This window comes from Bordetella sp. (assembly GCF_057362025.1).
In genome coordinates, this window is sequence record NZ_JBMQQZ010000079.1 from 106,397 (window position 1) to 123,916 (window position 17,520).

14 protein-coding genes are annotated in these 17,520 nt (G+C 68.4%); 7 read left to right on the forward strand and 7 right to left on the reverse strand.

The window, feature by feature from the left end; translation table 11 throughout:
* Positions 1-33 precede the first annotated feature (33 nt).
* Both recG and ACO1P8_RS16170 read left to right on the forward strand, forming a co-directional pair.
* The gene (gene recG, locus ACO1P8_RS16165; protein ID WP_486296901.1) at positions 34-2,127 is read left to right on the forward strand and encodes an ATP-dependent DNA helicase RecG; all 2,094 of its coding nucleotides are present in this window, start codon (positions 34-36) and stop codon (positions 2,125-2,127) included.
* A 50-nt stretch (positions 2,128-2,177) separates the two neighbouring features.
* Positions 2,178-3,161, forward strand: coding sequence for a LysR substrate-binding domain-containing protein (locus ACO1P8_RS16170; protein ID WP_486296902.1), 984 nt, complete (start codon positions 2,178-2,180; stop codon positions 3,159-3,161).
* Here the strand turns inward: ACO1P8_RS16170 and ACO1P8_RS16175 are convergent.
* Entirely contained in the window at positions 3,158-6,460 is a 3,303-nt protein-coding gene (locus ACO1P8_RS16175) for a hypothetical protein (RefSeq protein ID WP_486296903.1), read from the reverse strand. The two genes, ACO1P8_RS16170 and ACO1P8_RS16175, sit on opposite strands and share 4 nt — an antisense overlap.
* Before the next feature lie 214 nt (positions 6,461-6,674).
* The gene (locus ACO1P8_RS16180; RefSeq protein WP_486296904.1) at positions 6,675-7,268 is read right to left on the reverse strand and encodes an RBBP9/YdeN family alpha/beta hydrolase; all 594 of its coding nucleotides are present in this window, start codon (positions 7,266-7,268) and stop codon (positions 6,675-6,677) included.
* 267 nt (positions 7,269-7,535) lie between these two features.
* Here ACO1P8_RS16180 and ACO1P8_RS16185 point away from each other — a divergent pair, with 267 nt between their 5' ends.
* Both ACO1P8_RS16185 and ACO1P8_RS16190 read left to right on the forward strand, forming a co-directional pair.
* Positions 7,536-8,657 carry a branched-chain amino acid ABC transporter substrate-binding protein gene (locus ACO1P8_RS16185; protein ID WP_486296905.1) on the forward strand — a complete coding sequence of 374 codons (1,122 nt, stop codon included), beginning with the start codon at positions 7,536-7,538 and terminating at the stop codon, positions 8,655-8,657.
* 150 nt (positions 8,658-8,807) lie between these two features.
* Positions 8,808-10,301 carry an AMP nucleosidase gene (locus ACO1P8_RS16190; RefSeq protein WP_486296906.1) on the forward strand — a complete coding sequence of 498 codons (1,494 nt, stop codon included), beginning with the start codon at positions 8,808-8,810 and terminating at the stop codon, positions 10,299-10,301.
* On the opposite strand, the gene ACO1P8_RS16195 is transcribed toward ACO1P8_RS16190, so the two are convergent.
* Together ACO1P8_RS16195 and ACO1P8_RS16200 are read right to left on the reverse strand one after the other, a co-directional pair.
* Complete coding sequence (locus tag ACO1P8_RS16195; RefSeq protein ID WP_486296950.1) at positions 10,279-10,692, reverse strand: aconitase X swivel domain-containing protein; 414 nt, start codon at positions 10,690-10,692, stop codon at positions 10,279-10,281. The genes ACO1P8_RS16190 and ACO1P8_RS16195 overlap by 23 nt on opposite strands.
* A gap of 82 nt (positions 10,693-10,774) precedes the next feature.
* Positions 10,775-12,031 (reverse strand): aconitase X, encoded by a 1,257-nt coding sequence (locus ACO1P8_RS16200; protein ID WP_486296907.1) that lies wholly within the window; start codon positions 12,029-12,031, stop codon positions 10,775-10,777.
* A 131-nt stretch (positions 12,032-12,162) separates the two neighbouring features.
* Between ACO1P8_RS16200 and ACO1P8_RS16205 the strand changes: the two genes are divergently transcribed.
* The 3 genes from ACO1P8_RS16205 to ACO1P8_RS16215 all read left to right on the forward strand — a co-directional run bounded on the left by ACO1P8_RS16205 (position 12,163) and on the right by ACO1P8_RS16215 (position 15,566).
* The gene (locus ACO1P8_RS16205) at positions 12,163-13,314 is read left to right on the forward strand and encodes an iron-containing alcohol dehydrogenase (RefSeq protein ID WP_486296908.1); all 1,152 of its coding nucleotides are present in this window, start codon (positions 12,163-12,165) and stop codon (positions 13,312-13,314) included.
* A 137-nt stretch (positions 13,315-13,451) separates the two neighbouring features.
* Positions 13,452-14,342 carry a LysR family transcriptional regulator gene (locus ACO1P8_RS16210; RefSeq protein ID WP_486296909.1) on the forward strand — a complete coding sequence of 297 codons (891 nt, stop codon included), beginning with the start codon at positions 13,452-13,454 and terminating at the stop codon, positions 14,340-14,342.
* 114 nt (positions 14,343-14,456) lie between these two features.
* Positions 14,457-15,566 carry an NAD(P)H-dependent flavin oxidoreductase gene (locus ACO1P8_RS16215; RefSeq protein WP_486296910.1) on the forward strand — a complete coding sequence of 370 codons (1,110 nt, stop codon included), beginning with the start codon at positions 14,457-14,459 and terminating at the stop codon, positions 15,564-15,566.
* 11 nt (positions 15,567-15,577) lie between these two features.
* Here the strand turns inward: ACO1P8_RS16215 and ACO1P8_RS16220 are convergent, their stop codons facing one another.
* The 3 genes from ACO1P8_RS16220 to ACO1P8_RS16230 form a co-directional block, all read right to left on the reverse strand.
* Complete coding sequence (locus tag ACO1P8_RS16220; protein ID WP_486296911.1) at positions 15,578-16,060, reverse strand: MarR family winged helix-turn-helix transcriptional regulator; 483 nt, start codon at positions 16,058-16,060, stop codon at positions 15,578-15,580.
* A 21-nt stretch (positions 16,061-16,081) separates the two neighbouring features.
* On the reverse strand, positions 16,082-16,453 hold the full coding sequence (locus ACO1P8_RS16225) for a TraR/DksA family transcriptional regulator (protein WP_486296912.1): 372 nt from the start codon (positions 16,451-16,453) through the stop codon (positions 16,082-16,084).
* 237 nt (positions 16,454-16,690) lie between these two features.
* Positions 16,691-17,242, reverse strand: coding sequence for a DUF3159 domain-containing protein (locus tag ACO1P8_RS16230; RefSeq protein ID WP_486296913.1), 552 nt, complete (start codon positions 17,240-17,242; stop codon positions 16,691-16,693).
* Between the last annotated feature and the right edge of the window lie 278 nt (positions 17,243-17,520).

Genomic DNA, 17,520 nt, shown 5'->3' on the forward strand with positions numbered 1-17,520 from the left:
CCGTTTTCCGCTTCCAGTACGGTAATCATCGCCATGCCTGCCGCCGCGGCCCCGGGCAAGGCTCGCGCATCGACGGCCGATGCCGCGTCGCCGGCGCGCGGCGACGCCATCACGCGCCGCCTGCACGCCCTGGGCCTGGTCGAGCCGGCCGACCTGATCCTGCACCTGCCCCTGCGCTACGAGGATGAAACCCGGATCTCCCCGATTTCCGCCTTGCGGCCCGGCTTCAGCGCCCAGGTGGAAGGGGAAATCACGCGCTGCGAGGTGCAGTACCGGCCGCGCCGTCAATTGACGGCGGCGATCGCCGACGACAGCGGCGAACTGCAATTGCGCTGGCTCAATTTCTATCCCAGCCAGCAGCGCCAACTGACGGTCGGGCGCCGCCTGCGCGCGCGCGGCGAGGTGCGCGGCGGACTCTTCGGCAGGGAAATGGTGCATCCGCGCATGACCAGCGCGGACGCGCCCCTGGCGACCGCGCTGACCCCCGTCTACCCGACCACCGAGGGCCTGCACCAGACGGTGCTGCGCAAGGCGATCGGCCTGGCCTTGGCGCAGGCCGATCTTGCCGACACCCTGCCGGCCGGGTTGCGGGAGCGCTATGGCCTGGCGCCGTTCGACGAGTCGATACGGGTGCTGCACGCGCCGCCGCCCGGCGTGTCGGAGCACGAACTGGTGGAACGGGCGCATCCGGCATGGCGGCGCATCAAGTTCGACGAACTCCTGGCCCAGCAATTGTCCCTGGCCGCCGCGCGGGCGGCCCGCCGCACGCATAAGGCCTTGCCGCTGGCGCCATCCGGCGATGCGGGCGGGCTGGTCGCGCGCCTGTACGGCGCCTTGCCCTTCGCGCTGACGAGCGCCCAGCAGCGTGTCGTGGCGGAAATCGCCGGGGATCTCGCCCGTCCCTTTCCCATGCATCGCCTGTTGCAAGGCGATGTCGGCAGCGGCAAGACGGTCGTCGCCGCCATCGCCGCGGCACAGGCCATGGAAGCGGGCGCGCAGGTGGCGCTGATGGCGCCGACGGAAATCCTGGCCGAGCAGCATTTCCGCAAGCTTGTCGATTGGCTGCAGCCGCTGGGCGTGCGGGTAGCCTGGCTGAGCGGCAGCCTGGGGGCGAAGGCACGGCGCGAGGCGGCGGCCGCCGTCGCGGACGGCAGCGCCCAGCTGGTGGTCGGCACCCAGGCACTGATCCAGGACCATGTGGCATTCCAGCGCCTGGGCCTGTCCATCGTGGACGAACAGCATCGCTTCGGCGTGGGCCAGCGCCTGGCCCTGAACCGCAAGGGCGAGTCCGCGCGCGGGCGCATCGTGCCGCACCAGCTGAACATGAGCGCGACGCCGATTCCGCGCACGCTGGCCATGACTTTCTTCGCCGACCTGGATGTGTCGGTAATCGACGAATTGCCGCCCGGCCGCACCCCGGTCGTGACCAAGCTGGTGAACGACGGCCGGCGCGAGGAAGTCATCGCCCATATCGCCCAGGCCGCTCGCGCCGGACGGCAGGCGTACTGGGTGTGTCCGCTGGTCGAGGAAAGTGAAGCGCTGGAATTGCAGACGGCCGTCGATACCTACGAGGCCATGCGCGCCGATCTTCCCGACCTGCGCATCGGGCTGGTCCACGGCCGCCTGCCGCAGAACGAGAAGGCCGAAGTGATGCAGGCCTTTCGCGAAGGGCGGGTCGACGTGCTGGTCGCCACCACGGTGATCGAGGTCGGTGTGGACGTGCCCAATGCCTCGCTCATGGTGATCGAACATGCGGAGCGCTTCGGCCTGGCGCAATTGCACCAGCTGCGCGGCCGTGTCGGGCGGGGTACCGCCGAGTCGGTCTGCGTGCTGCTGTACCAGGCGCCGCTGTCGCGCATCGCGCGTGAGCGCCTGCGCGCGATGTTCGAGACCGCCGATGGATTCGAAATCGCGCGGCGCGATCTGGTGCAACGCGGACCGGGGGAGTTCCTGGGAACCCGGCAATCCGGCCTGGCGCTGCTGCGTTTCGCCGATATCGAACTGGACGCGGACATCGCCGAACAAGCCCGCGAGGCCGCCGCCTGGCTGCGCGCAGAACATGCCGAGGCCGTACAGGCGCACCTCGCGCGCTGGATGCGCGGCCGCGAGGATTTCCTGCGTACGTGAAGAACGTGACTCAATGCGCCGCGCGAGCGGCATGATAGGGAAGCCCCACCATGACTCTCACTGAACTCAAGTACATCGTCGCCGTGGCGCGCGAACGTCATTTCGGCCGCGCGGCCGAAGCCTGTTTCGTCAGCCAGCCCACGCTGTCGGTGGCGATACGCAAGCTTGAGGACGAACTGGGCGTGACGATTTTCGAGCGGGGCGGGTCGGAGGTCGGCGTCACGCCCATCGGCCAGCGCATCGTTGCGCAGGCGCAGAAGGTGCTGGAGGAAAGCGCGAGCATCAAGGAGATCGCCCGGCAGGGCCACGACCCGCTGGCCGGGCCGCTGCGCGTGGGGGTCATCCATACGATCGGACCTTATCTGCTGCCCAGGCTGGTGCCGGTGCAGATCGAACGCACGCCGCAAATGCCCTTGCTGCTGCAGGAAAATTTCACCATGCGGCTGGTGGAGCTGTTGCGCCAGGGCGAGATCGACTGCGCCATCATGGCGCTGCCCCTGCCGGAAGCCGGCCTGGTGATCCAGCCGCTGTACGACGAGCCCTTCCTGGTGGCTGTGCCCCGCGACCATCCGTGGGCCGACCGCAAGGCCATTCCCGCGCAGGACCTGAAGCAGCAGACCATGCTGCTGCTGGGCAGCGGACATTGCTTCCGCGACCAGGTGCTGGAAGTCTGTCCCGAGCTGTCGCGGTTTTCCGCCGCCAGCGACGGTATCCAGCGCACCTTCGAAGGCTCATCGCTGGAAACGATCCGCCACATGGTCGCGGCCGGCATCGGCATTACCGTGCTTCCCGTTTCGGCGGTGCCGGAAAACCCGCCCAGCGACAGCCTGTTGCGCTACGTGCCTCTGGAAGCGCCGGTGCCGGATCGCCGCGTGGTCCTGGCCTGGCGGCGCAGCTTTCCGCGGCTGGCCGCCATCGAAGCGCTGGCGCAGGCCGTCTATGCCTCGCCCATGCCGGGAGTGCGCATGCTGGAAGGCGAGGCCGCCGCGCATCAGGACCAGAGCGAAGCGCTTTCCAGTATCAACCGGCCCTAGGCGCGATTCCACTCGCCGCGATGGCGTTGCGCCAGCGCCGCGCGCAATGCGGCGACCAGGCCGGGATCGAGGGCCTCGGGCAGGCGCGCGGCCGGCGATGGCGGCGATGGCGGCATCTGCGTGGTGGGGGTGGCGGGCGCGCCGGATGGCTCGTGCCAGTGGCCGTCGATGGAAGCATTGCCGCACCCACCGATGCCGCTGTCCTCGGAGACCGCCACGCTGGCACGATGGCTACCATGGTCGGCGAGTGTCATGGGCGTGGCCTCGTCGGCCGGGATGGTGGCGTAGACCGCGTCCGGCCACGCCTGCGCATCGATCACGCTGTAGCCCTCTTCATCGATAGGGACCGCGGTCGTGCGCCGCGAGTTTTCCAGCACCGACCTCGACACTGTGTAGCCGTCCCGGTCGACCGAACGCGTCGACTTCGAGCTGGCGCGCGCGCCGCCCCGCCTGAGCGTGTCGGACGGGTCGACGGCGCGCGCCACGACCTCTTGTTGCGGCGCGGACGTTTCACGGGGCAGGCGATGGGCCAGGCGATCCACATGCTTCCATATGCCGGTCTCCTGGAGGATGTAATCGACCGCACCGGCGCGCCACGCCCCGAGGACCTCGGAGGAGCGCAAGCACGCCATGCCCAGATCTTCCATGCCGTCCCGCAAGCGATTGTGCAGCGAGGCGATGTCGCGCGATAGCGAGCGAGTCACGTCCTGGACAACATCGTAGCCATGCACGGTGCGCAGGAATCCGGTTTCCATCATCGCCGTCGCTGCCTGTTCGCCGTGTTCGTGGAGCAGACGGCCATGCCTGGCGGCATCGATGACCAGGCGCTCCAGCGTTTCGAGCAGCGGGCCATTGGCCGCGGCTGCTTCCGGCGTGTCGAGCAAGGCGTACAGGAGGGCAGCCTGTTCGAAGACCGCCGAGCGAAAATCCGTTATCAACGCGTCGCGCAAGGCATCCATGCGCTGTGCCGCGTGGCCGCGCGCCGCGCCGGATAGTTGGTCGAGGAAAGCCCGCGTATCGAGCTGCCGGCCGCTCGGCAAGGTTATGTCCGCATTGGGCTTTTTATGGTCGCCACGCAGGTAGCGCGTCAGCCGCTGGCGCAGCGTTAGCGTTGTGGAGGCGGCGAGGGTGGCAGGCTGGGCGGGTAGTGTCGCGGCGTGGCCGCCGGCGCCTGGCGGGGCCAGGCCGGGACCGGCGGGCAGGGCAGCCGGCGAAGGGGCCTGCGCCATCGCGTGAATCAAGGTCTTCAGTTCGGCGTTGTCCAGGCTTTCCAGCGCGGCGTCCAGCAATGTCCGCAGTGGAACCGTGCCGTCGTCAAGCATGCCTATTCGGTCGCGCAGGGACTCGATTTGCCGGGAAAGCGTCGTGCCGTCGGCTGTGGCCCGCGGCGTCGACAGCGATGCGCACCAGGCTTTCAGGACCGGACCTGCCTCGCGGCTGGCGGAGGCCGCGCGGACGGCGGTCCAGACGTCGCGCAACAGCTTATCGTTGGCGGCGCGGCGTCCCGGATCGGCGACCTTGTCGGCCAGCGGCGCGATGCCGCCGACATGCGCGCGCAGTGCGCCCGTATTCAGCGCCAGCAGTTCGTGATCCTTCAAGCGCCTGGTTTCCGCCGCCAGCAGGTGTTGCCAGACCGTTTGCGCGGATTCGCCGTGCACGGCGAACAGTGCCGCGTGGATGTCGTTCAAGGCTTCCAGCCTGGCGGCCGGCAGCGCCTGGCCGCCAGGTTGGCGGCAGGACGACAGAAGCTTGATAACTTGGCGCCGCGCCTCCGCCTCGAGTTTTTTCATGCGTTTGGCGACTTTCGTGTGCAGCGGCCGGTCGACGGGCCCGGACAAGGTGAAGGGCGTGTGCGGCGGCCGGGTCTCGCGCGCGGCGGGCTTGCGCGTCCGCAGCATGCCGACATCGCCGGCGGACTCCTTCAATCGGTGGATCTCCCCGAGAATGCCGGTTTCTTCCAGGACCGCCTGCATCAGCGTCTGGCGCAGGGCGATGATTTCCGCGGCCGTTGCGTGCGTGGAAAACTGCCGGTCGTCCATCGCCTGCTGGATACGTTGGGCGACCTGCTTCAATTCGCCCTTGAGCCTGCCGAGCAGGGGGTGAAGGTTCCCGGCCGGCACGGCGGCGGTGCCCAATGCCCGGTTGGCGGCCTGTTCCAGCAGCATCTTCACGGCGTCGGGCGGGCTGGCCTGCAGGACCGGGTCGGCGGCACCCTGTCCCAGTCCACGGTCGCGCCAACGCTGTGCGCTGGCATGCAGGATGCCGGCTTCGCGGAACAGGCCACGCTGCGCTTCGCGCGCCCAGCCGGGCACCTGGCCACGAAGCTCTTCATGCAACACCTTGCGGGCCGCGCCCGCCAGCCCATCCAGCAGCACATCCAGCTGATCGGCCAGGCCCTGCCGGGCCGCGGCCGGATTGCGGGCCAGGGAATCCGGCGAATTGTTCGCCAGCCACAAGTCCAGCGCGCCGCGATTCCGCTTCAACTGCGCGCGCAGCCCTTCCGGATCGTTCCGTCCGGCTTCGCCGAGATCGCGCAACAGTTTGCCCAATACCCGGCCCGCATCCGGATGCGCGGCGCGGTTTGCCTCATGCATCAGCTTCACTGCCGGATAGAGAAAATCGGCGGGATCCTGGTCGTGGCCGCGCAGCATCTTCATGCCGTCCAGCAGGCCGATCAGGTCCTGTACGAATCGTGCGGACGGAACGATCCGGCCCGGGTCGGACCGGTATGCGTTGCCTATGGCCCGGACCTGCGCGGCCGTGGCTTCCAGGGCTGTCGCGGCCTGCAGCGTGGCGCGGACCGCGTCATGCGCCGGGCCCGCACCCTGTGGGGCTTTGGGCACGGCGTGCCGCAGCTTGATCAAGCCTTTGTAGCGCCGCCTGGCCTGCCGGGCATCGGCCTGCGGCAGGTGTGCGCGTATGGCGCGCTCGACCATCAGGTCGCGCATCGAGCAGTGGATGCGTGTCTGGCCTCGCAGCTTCTCTGCCGATCGCTGGAGTGTCGCGAGCTCGTCCGTGTCCAGGAGACGCGGCGACCCGCCGTGGAGCAGGGCGCCCACGGCGGCGATGCGTTCGCGGCAGCGCGCCGCCCGGTCCGCGCGCGTGGCGAATTCGCCGCGCACCAAGGTAAAGGGGGCATGGGCCGAGGAGCGCGGGGCCGATTGCCATGGGCGTATTCGCTTGGTCAGTCCCTGAATGGCCTTGAAGCCGGTTCTGATTGCCCGATGGGAGGGCTGGATGGAGTCGGAAGACGCGACCAGTGTGATGGGAGCCGGATTGGCTCCGGTAATGGGAGGCATATGGCTTGATATCGATGCAGGCGGATAGCGCCGCCAGTCTAGGCGCGGCTTCATGCCGGTTCCATAGGCGGAGGCGCGCCGGATGAACCGATCTCGCCGCGGCATCTTGTAGGGATGGGCGCATAGTTGCCGCACGCCGGCCGTGCGGCGTGGCGGCGAAGGGAATTTCCCCGGCGGGATAATTCCGAGGTCCGGCGATGGAAGCCCGCCGGAATCAGGCGCGCGCCCGCGCCAGCGGGGGAATGCGGCGCGCCGGCGCGGTGACGCGCCAGGCCGCGCGGCGACGCAGGGCACGCAGTATTTTCAGGCCGTCCGGCCAGTTGCCGAAGCCGGCCGCCGCATTGATGTGCCCGGCGCCGGAGAGCACCACGAGACGGCTGCCCCAATGCTGAGCGAATTCGCGCGCCCGGGGCAGGGCGCAATAGGGATCGTCGTCGCTGGCGACCACCACGCTCTGGAAGGCCAGCGCCTGCGTCGCGATGGGCGCGAACGACGCCAGGCAGGGCGGCGCGTCCGGCCGCTCGACGTCCGCCGGCGCCACCAGCAGCGCCGCGCCGATCCGGCCGTGCAGCGCGGCGGGCAGGGCGGCCGTGGCGATGCAGCCCAGGCTGTGGGCGATCAACAAGGCCGGCCAGGGCGCCGTCTCCACGCGCGCGGCCACTGCGGCGACCCATTCGCGCGGATCCGGGTTGTGCCAATCCCGCTGGCACACCCGCACGGCATGGGGCAGGCTGCGCTGCCAGAGCGTTTGCCAGTGATCGGGGCCGGAATCCATCCAACCCGGGACGATGATCGGTTGAAATCGCATGCCGCGATAATGCCGCCGGCGCTTCATTGCGCAAACAACTGAATTTGCGTTTGTTTATATGCCTTCCGTTATATAAATAGGGCGTTGAAACGGACCATTGCATCTTTTAAAAGGACCTGGCCGATATTTGCGGGATGTCCCGGAGGCGGCGTGAAGGGGTCCCGCTTTACGGTATCCTTTGGTCCCTTCCGGCGGCCTGTGGCCGGCGGAAATGCCCTGGAGGACCACGAGTCCGCCATTTGGCACGGAGCGCAACAGGAGATGAAAATGACAAAGCACCATCGTTTGGCGGCCATGGCCGCGCTTGCCCTCTCGGCCGGCATGCTGGCCGCGCCGGCTCAGGCCCAGGCGATCAAGATCGCCGTGGTCGGCCCGACCACCGGCCCCGTCACGCAGTACGGCGACATGGTCCGCGAAGGCGTCGCTACCGCCATCGAACAGGTCAATGCCCAGGGTGGCGTCAACGGCCACAAGCTCGAGACCGTGATCATCGACGATGGCTGCGAGCCCAAGCAGGGCCCGACGGCGGCCAACCGGGTGGTGAACGAGAAGATCGGCTTCGTCGTGGGCGGGGTCTGCTCCGGCGCGACGATCGCCGCCGCGCCGATCTACGAACAGGAGGGCGTGGTGATGATCACGCCGTCGGCGACCGCGCCGACCCTGACCGACGGCAAGAAGTACAACTTCATTTTCCGCACCATCGGCCGCGACGACCAGCAAGGTCCGGCGGCGGCGGCCTACATCATCGAGAAGGTCAAGCCCAAGAAGGTCGCGATACTGCACGACAAGCAGTCGTATGGCCAGGGCATCGCCACCTCGGTCAAGGGCCAGCTGGAAAAGGCCGGAATCGCCGTCCCGGTATTCGAAGGCATCAATGCCGGGGATAGCGACTATTCCGCCGTCATCACCAAGCTCAAGAGCCAGAACGTCGACTTCGTCTACTACGGTGGCTATCACCCCGAAATGGGCCTGCTGATGCGCCAGGCGTCGGAACAGGGCCTGAAGGTGCGCTTCATGGGGCCGGAAGGCACGGGCAATCCGGATATCAACGCCATCGCCGGCCCGGCCGTGGAAGGCATGTTGCTGACCCTGCCGGCGGACTTCTCCCAGGACCCGCGCAACGCGAAGCTGGTGCAGGCCTTCAAGGACAAGCAGCGCAATCCGTCCGGTGCCTTCCAGCTGACGGCCTATACGGCGACGATGGCCATCGTCGACGGTATCAAGGGCGCGGGTTCGACGGATCCGGCGAAGGTGGCGGCCTGGCTGCACAAAAGCAGCATTGAATCGCCCATCGGCACGGTATCCTGGAATTCGCAGGGCGACCTGAACAGTTTCGCCTTCAAGGTCTACGAGTGGCACAAGGACGGTTCGCATACGCCGGCACCCTAAGACGGGCCAAGGTACCCCGGGGCACTTCAAGCCGCCCTGGGGCACCCCAAAGTACCTGCGCGGCGAGGGGCGCCCGGACGGCCCCGGCTGCCGCGCCGGCTCTGTCGGCCGGCCGCCCTTCCCGGGGGGCGGCCCACAGGAGATTCACCCATGAGCAGTGTCGATGCAGTATCCCCAACCGTCCGGCCCGATTTCATGCCGTACGAGGCATTCCATAGTGCCGAAGCCGCGGTCCAGCGCCTGATCGACATCTATGAACGCAATACCGCCTACCTGCGCGAGGCCCTGCAGCGCCTGACGCGCGGCGGCGACCTGCAGGCCGTCCGGGTGCGCGCCTGCTATCCCAGCGTGCGCATCGCCGTCCATACCTACGATCCGGTCGATACCCGTTTGTCGTACGGCCATGTGGCCGAACCCGGCGTTTACCAGACGACCATCACGCAGCCTCGCCTGTTCAAGGACTACCTGACGGAACAGATCGGCCACCTGCTGCAGAATCACAAGGTACCGGTCGAAGTCGGCGAATCCAACGTACCCATTCCGCTGCACTTCGCTTTTCCCGAGGGCGCCTATGTCGAGGGCGAACACCTGGAAGCGCTGGCCCGGCCACTGCGCGATACCTTCGACGTGCCGGACCTGGCAATCACCGACGACGCCATCGTCAACGGTACCTGGCATGGCCGTGACAACGAGCCGCGCCCGCTGGGGCCCTTTACGGCACCGCGCGTGGATTACTCGCTGCACCGGCTCCAGCACTACACCGCCACCGCGCCGGCGCACTTCCAGAATTTCGTGCTGTTCACCAACTACCAGTTCTACGTCGACGAATTCTGCGCGCGCGCCCGGGCGATGCTGGCCGCGGGCGAAGGCGACTACGATGCCCTGATCGAGCCCGGCAACCGGATCACGCGGCGGGGCGAGCCTGTCGCGGCGGAGCCCACACCGGGCCGGCTGCCCCAGATGCCGGCCTACCATCTGATGCGCGCCGGCCATTCCGGCATCACCCTGGTCAATATCGGGGTGGGGCCGTCCAATGCCAAGACGATCACCGACCACATCGCGGTGCTGCGCCCGCATGCGTGGCTGATGCTGGGGCATTGCGCGGGCCTGCGTACCTCGCAGCGCCTGGGCGACTATGTGCTGGCGCATGGCTATGTGCGCGACGACCACGTGCTGGATGCGGACCTGCCGACCTGGGTCCCGGTGCCGCCGCTGGCCGAAGTGCAGGTGGCGCTGGAACAGGCCGTAGAGGAAGTCGCCGGCCTGTCGGGGTGGGAGCTCAAACGCATCATGCGCACCGGCACGGTGGCCACCATCGATAACCGCAACTGGGAACTGCGCGACCAATCCGAGCCGGTTCAGCGATTCGCGCAGTCGCGCGCCATCGCCCTGGACATGGAATCGGCCACCATCGCGGCCAACGGCTTTCGTTTTCGCGTGCCGTACGGCACCTTGCTATGCGTTTCGGACAAGCCGCTGCATGGCGAATTGAAACTGCCCGGCATGGCCACGGCCTTTTACCGCCGCCAGGTAGGGCAGCATCTGGAAATCGGCATCCGCGCGCTGGAACGGCTGCGTGAAATGCCGCCCGAGCGCCTGCATTCGCGCAAGCTGCGCAGCTTCATGGAAACGGCGTTCCAGTAATCTCGCACCGCGCGTCGCCGGCATCCAGCCGCAGCGGCGCGCCGGACGGCAGCGCGGACAGCGCCTGCCAGGTGTGGGTGTCGACCACCGCGATCGGTACGTCGATGCCGTACAGTTCGGACGCCACGATGCAGCCCAAGGCCACGATCAGGTCGCGATCCTGCATGACGATGGCGGCGGGGCCGGTGCCGTTGCGTATGGCTTCCGCCAGCACACTGCTGCTGGAGCTGGATCCCTTGGCGCGCGCCATCAGCAGGAATCTGCCCTTCAGCGCCGTGCCGAACTGCGGGTGCCGTTGCTCGACGATCGTGCCGCCCTGGGCGTCGTAGCCTCCCCAGAAGCTGAGCGGTTCCGCCAGCACGAGCAGGCCGCCCGAGCCGCTGCCCGGCACGACGGTTTCGCCGCGATACCGGGCGCTGCCCGCCGGCGTGCCGGCAACGGAGGCGGCCGCGCGGGACGGGGCGGGAAATGCATCAGGCTTCGTCAAAGCACACCTTCCCTTGCATGGCCGACCGCACGCATTCGCGCAGGCTGCCGTAGGCGACCTGCACGCCGATATTGGCGGGCGCATAGTGCGCCCATTTGCCGGAATTGGTCATCACCAGGCCTTGCGTTTGCCGCATGATGGGCGTGATGTAGGTGCAGGTGTCGGTCACGAACTGCACGCCGGCCGTGCGTAGCCGTTCGGCCTGTCCCGTCGCTTCCAGTTCCCAAAGGATATAGCGGCTGGTATTGACGTAGAAGTCCACGGCGAAGCGATGCTGCCCTCCGCCCAGCAGGCTTTCCAGCGCGGCGCATTCGGCCAGCGAGAAATGCGGGGTACCGACGCTGACGGCGGCCAGCGCCGCGCCAGGCGCTGCCTGGTTCAACGTCGCCCGCACGGCACGCAAGTCGGCCATGCCGACGGGGATGGTACGCGGCGCCGGATGGCCGGCCAGCGCGGCTTCCAGGGTGGGCGCTTCCGGCGTGACACCCACCGCATGGAACAGGGCGATGGCGCCGCTGGATGCCGCGGCGGCGCCCAGGGCCTTGAGTTCGTCTTCCGTCGTATCGCGGGGCATGCCGGTGATGGCCGGTATCGCGCCGCCGGCGCGCTCCCCGACGAGCAGGCCCAGCGCCGCATACCAGATGTCGCGCCCGGCCGGGTCGCGGGGAAAGGCGTCGTCCAGCGCGAAGACGATGCCGGCATGGCGGTTTTCCGTCAGATGCAGGCCGCAGCGCGGTGCGCGGCCGGTCAGCGCCGCGCACAGGTCCATGAAGTCGCCGTAGCGGTTGGTGCGCGCGCCCAGCACGGAATTGGCGAAGACGATGGCGTTGGATTCGGCCCAGGCGATCTGCTGGCCCAGGCGGGGCCGCCGCTTGAGCTGATAAGGCGCGCAGGTAAAGCTGGATTCGCAGCCCAGCTCGATGTGGGCCTCCATCAGGCGCGTGCCGGCGCTGCGCAGCGCGTCGCCGCCGCGGAACAGCTCCGGATGGATGAGGTCCATCGAGCCGACGTTCAGCGTGGTCGGGACCAGGACTTTGCCGCCGCCGCGCACCAGCCTTTCGACGAAATCCAGGCTGGCCTGGCCGTGGTACAGGCAACCGTCGATATGGGCGCTTTCGATATCGATCAGGCTGTCCGCGCCCATGACGGCGGCGGAACGCACCAGCACCCGCATGGCCAGGGCGGCGGCCTCGCCGCGTTCACCCCGGAGCAGGGCCTGGTCGTAGTCGGAAAGCGCGATCACGGAGGGGCGTCCTTGCGGCGGCGAAAACCGGAATTGTAGTGCGGACCCCGGTTTCCCATCCCTCTCTTCCGCGCTTGCCCGCCGGCGAGGCCGCGCGTAACGTGATGCAGCACGCTCCAGGAGAGACCTTTATGCAAACCTTTGCTTTTCACGCCGCGAAATCCGTCATCGTGGCGCCGGGCGCGGTCGGCCAGCTGGCCGATCACGTCACGCGGCTGGGCGCACGCCACGTGCTGGTCGTCACCGACCCGGGGGTGGCGCGGGCGGGGCTGGTCGAGCCCGTATTGGCGGCATTGCGTGGCGCCGGCCTGGCGGTATCGTGCTTCGCGGACGTCGAACCCGAGCCTCCGGTCGACGTCGTGTTGCGTGCGGCCGAACAGGCGCGCGCCAGCGGTGCCGGATGCGTGGTCGGACTCGGCGGCGGCAGTTCGCTGGACGCGGCCAAGCTGGCCGCTTTGCTGGCGGCGGGCGACACCCGCCTGGAAGATATCTATGGCGTGGACAAAGTGCGCGGCGCACGCTTGCCGCTGGTACTGATCCCCACGACTGCCGGGACGGGATCCGAGGTGACCCCTATCGCCATCGTCACGACGGGTGAAAACATGAAGCAGGGCGTGGTTTCGCCCGTGCTGCTGCCCGACGTGGCCTTGCTGGACGCCGACCTGACGCTGGGCCTGCCGGCGCCCGTCACCGCCGCCACCGGCATCGACGCGATGGTGCATGCCATCGAGGCCTATACCAGCAAGCGCCTGAAGAACCCGTTATCGGACAGCCTGGCCCGCGAAGCGCTGCGGCTCCTGGCGGCGAATATCCGCCGCGCCTGCGAAATGCCGTCGGACCGCGAGGCGCGGCAAGCCATGCTGGTGGGCGCCTGCATGGCCGGCATGGCGTTCGCGAATGCGCCCGTGGCGGCGGTCCATGCGCTCGCCTACCCGGTGGGCGCGCGGTTCCACGTACCGCACGGTTTGTCGAATTCCCTGGTGCTGGGGCCGGTGCTGCGTTTCAACCTGCCGGTAGCCCTGCCGCTGTACGCGGAACTCGCCCAGCAGGTGGTGCCGCATGCCGGCGGGTCGCCGGAGGCACGCGCGGCGGCGTTCATCGACTCACTGGAGGCGCTGCCAGCCGCCCTCGGCCTGCCGGCGCGGCTGGCGGACGTGGGGATCGCCGCCAAGGATCTCGACCTGCTTGCCGACGATGCCATGCGGCAGACGCGCCTGCTGGTGAACAACCCCCGCGAGCTGTCCCGTGACGATGCCGCGGCTTTGTACCGCCAGGCGCTCTGATCCGCGGATCCGGAAAGGCCGGGGACCTCCCTGAATCGGGCAGCCGGAGCATGGCCGGTATGTGCGCGTGCGGAAAATATCTCAAAAAAAGAATGTGAATCGCGATAGCATTCTTTGAAGAGAATCTGGGGCAACCCATGGAAATCGCCGAACTGGAAATCTTCCGCGCGGTGGCGGAAGAACAAAGCGTGACGCGGGCCGCCAGGCGGCTGCGGCGCGTGCAATCGAACGTGACCACGCGGGTCAAGAACCTGGAAGAGGACCTGGGCGCGGTGCTGTTCCAGCGCGGGCGGCGGCAGATGACGCTGACGCCGGAAGGCCAACGCCTGCTGGACTATGCGCAGCGCATCCTGGCATTGACGGCCGAAGCGCGGCAGGCCGTGCGCGACGAAGCGCCGCAAGGTTTCTTGCGGCTGGGTTCCATGGAAGCCGCCGCGGCCAGCCGGCTGCCGGCCGTGCTGGCCGGCTTCAACCGCAAGTGGCCCGCGGTGCGCATCGAGATCAAGATCGGTACGACGCAGGCCCTGGCCGATGCGGTGGGCGCGCACCGCCTGGACTGTGCCATCGTGGCGCATCCCGGCGAAGGTCGGCCGGAGCACGCGGACATGGCGCGTCTGGGCGCGGATCTGGAAGGCCGCTATCTGTTTTCGGAAAGATTGCTGCTGGTGGCGCCGCCGTCGCATCCGCGCATCCGGCGCGCGCGCGATGTGCGCGTGCGCAACATCGCGGCCTTCGGGCAGGGTTGCACGTATCGCAGTTGCATCGACGACTGGCTGGCGCGCGACGGCGATAGCCTGGACGGCTGGGGCATCCTGGAGCAGGGCTCGTATGCCTCCATCCTGGCCTGCGTGATGGCCGGCACGGCAGTGGCGGCGATCCCGCAATCCGTATTCGAAATGCATCCGGCGGCGGCCACCGCGCGCACCGCCTATCTGCGCACCGTCAACAGCTTCCTGATCCGCCGCGCAGGGTACGCAACGTCCGCCTGCACGGCCTTTTACGAGGAGATGCGGCGCGGCGCAGCCTGACCCCGTCCGCCGCGCGCGGCGCCGGCCGGCCCGAAAACATCCCGCAGCGCATCCGAGAGCACATCCGACAGCGCATCCGACAGCACATCCGACAGCCCAGCCAAGGAGCCCATCATGTCAGCCCGTATCCGAACCCCGTTCACAGAACGCCTGGGATTGTCCACGCCCATCGTCCAGGCGCCCATGGCCGGCGTGACCACCCCCGCGCTGGCCGCCGCATCGGCCAACGCGGGGGCACTGGGATTTTTGGGCGCCGGGGCGATGACAGCGGCGGCGGCGCGCAAGGCGATCGTCGACACGCGCGCGCTGACGCAGCGGCCGTTCGGCGTGAACGTCTTCTGCCATCGTCCGGCCGTGGCCGATGCGGCCACCGAGGCCGCCTGGCTGTCCTACCTGGCGCCGGTGTTTCGCGAATTCGGCGCCGAGCCACCCAAGGCTTTGGGCGAGATCTACACCAGCTTCGTGCAGGACGATGCCATGCTCGAGGTCTTCCTGGCGGAGCGGCCGGCGGTGGTCAGCTTTCATTTCGGCTTGCCGGATGCCGCCCGCATCCGCGCGCTGCGCGAGGCCGGCATCTACCTGATGGCCAGCGCCACCAGCGTGGAGGAAGCGCTGCGCATCCGGGACGCCGGTATCGACGCGATCGTGGCGCAGGGCTACGAAGCCGGCGGCCATCGCGGCGTATTCGACCCCGGCGCGAAGGACGAGCGCCTCGGCACCCTGGCCTTGACGCGCCTGCTGGTGCGCCGCATCGATCTGCCCGTGGTGGCGGCCGGCGGCATCATGGATGGCGCGGGTATCGCCGCTGTGCTGGCCTTGGGCGCGCAGGGCGCGCAACTGGGCACGGCCTTCGTCGCGTGTCCGGAGTCATCCGCCGACGCGGCGTTCCGCGCGGCCCTGGCGGATGCCTGGGCGGTCACCTCCATGACCGCGGCCATCTCCGGGCGCCGCGCCCGCGGGCTCTACAACCGCTTGATGCAGCTGGGCGAAGCGGCGGACAGCCCAGCCGTGCCGGACTATCCCATTGCCTACGATGCGGGCAAGGCGCTGAACGCGGCGGCCAAGGCGCGCGGCAACAGCGACTTCGCGGCGCAATGGGCCGGCCAGGCGGTGAGATTGTCGCGGGCATTGCCGGCGGCTGAGCTGGTCGCGGCGCTGGACGCCGAACTGGACGAATCCCTGCAAAAGCTGCTTGCCTTGCAAGGCGGATCGACGGCGCGATAGCCATCCACCGGCTACTCGCCGGCGGTATCCGAATCGAAGTGCGCCAGCAGCTCGCGCAACATCGGGCCGATGGCGCGCAGTTCCTCGAAATGGGCGACGGACAAGGCATCCAGCTTGTCCTGCGCCGCGCGCGTCAGGGCCACGTGCACCTTGCGCCGGTCCATCGCATCGGCCCGGCGTTCGACCAGGCCCATGCGTTCCAGCCGATTGATCAGCTCGCCGGCGCTGTGCGGCCGCAGCAACAGCCAATCGGCGATTTCGCCCACGGTCATCGTCTCGTCCGGCGCGGCCTTGATCGCCAGCAGGGCCTGGTGCTGCTGCGGTGTCAGCCCGCGCTCGGCCGCCGCGGATTCGCTGAAGGCGGTGAACTGGCGCAAGGCGAAACGCAGCCGCGCCAAGGCGACGAAGTCGTCCGCCTGCAGCGCGCGCGAGCCGGCTGTATCGGCATGGCGCCGTGACAGCTGGTCCAGGCGGGGAATGGGAGAGCGCGACATGCCGGCTATGGTACAGCCACTTCAGGCGCGTCCGTGGGCTTCCGCCACGGCCTGGCAGGCCGCGCAACGGATGGCGGTGGGCAGGGCGAACAGGCGCGCTTGCGGTATGGCCCCCTGGCAGTCGATGCAGATGCCGTATTCGTCCTGCGCCAGGCGCGCCAGCGCGCGGTCGACGTTGGCCAGGGTGTGACGGTCGATTTCCATTTCGGCCCAGCGCACTTCGTCCTGCCGGCGCGGTTCCGCGGCATCCGCGGCATCGCCGGCTTCGTGGCCGGCGTCCGTCCGCCCGGCTCCCGTATCGGCCCCGCCTTGCATTTCCAGCAGCGCGCGAGCGCGGATGTCACGCAGCCGTTGCGCCAGGGCGGTGAGCTCCGCGGCGGATAAGTGGGACATGGCCTCGCTCCTCTTTATGGAAATCATTGTCCGCCGCTCTGCGAGTGCCATGCTTGATGGCGATCAAACGCCACGCGCGGGGCGGCAGGGATCCCTATCAAGTAGCGTTCCAGGCGGACGACAGGCGGGGTTGCCGCGCCGGCAAAGGGCGCGGACGGCGATGGACGAGCAGGAATGGGAACGGCATCGCGGAAATCGACGCCTGGCCAGGGTGAGGACACGGCATGCCGCCGCGCGTCAGGAAGCGGGCAGGCGTTCGACCCGGTGCGTATACCAGAACGACCAGGCGACCAGGCCCAGCATGGTCAGATAGCTCACCGCCGGGACCGCCGCGAGGAAATGCTGGAACGGCCAGCCGGCGCGCGACCACACCTGCCACCAGCCCTCGAAAAGGAAGGCCACGCCCCAGGTCGCCGTCAGCACGACGGCGGGCTTGCCCGACGAGGGCGAGCCCGATTCCGGCAAGAGTCCCAGCAGCACCGGCCGGCCAACGAGCAGCGAGGCCAGGAAGACTGCCCCCATGGCCGTGGACCAGGCCGCGGCCCAGATCGTCCACAGCCCCAGCGCTATCACCACGGCGCCCGCCACGCCGCACAGCGCCACGCCTATCAGTACCGTCTTCAGGAGCGTATCGATGCGTTCGCGCTGGGCGCGGTACGCGACAGCGCGGATCAGCGGGATCGCCCCGGCGGCGATGAGGGCGTCCAGGTAATTGCCGTGGGGCTCGGCAATGCGAAACAGCAGCCATGGCACGGGTACGCAGGCCAGAAATTCCAATGGTTTGCGCATGGAGCGAGGCTCCCGTTCAAGGCGACGCGGAAGTGTATCTCAATCGGCCTACCATGGTTTCGACTCGATGGGATATTCTTCCTGGATTTTTCCGCCAGATTTTTCATAACTGTGTCTTTTTTGCACTAGCGGCCGCGTTGTGGAATCGCGCGCAACGACGGTCCCCTGCCGGCGCGCCGGGCGTGTAGGCGATGCCCTACAAAAAGTGTCCCGGAAACGCCGATATTGGCCATCCGGCCTGTTGGGCACAATGCTATTCACCTGCATACGGGGCGCGG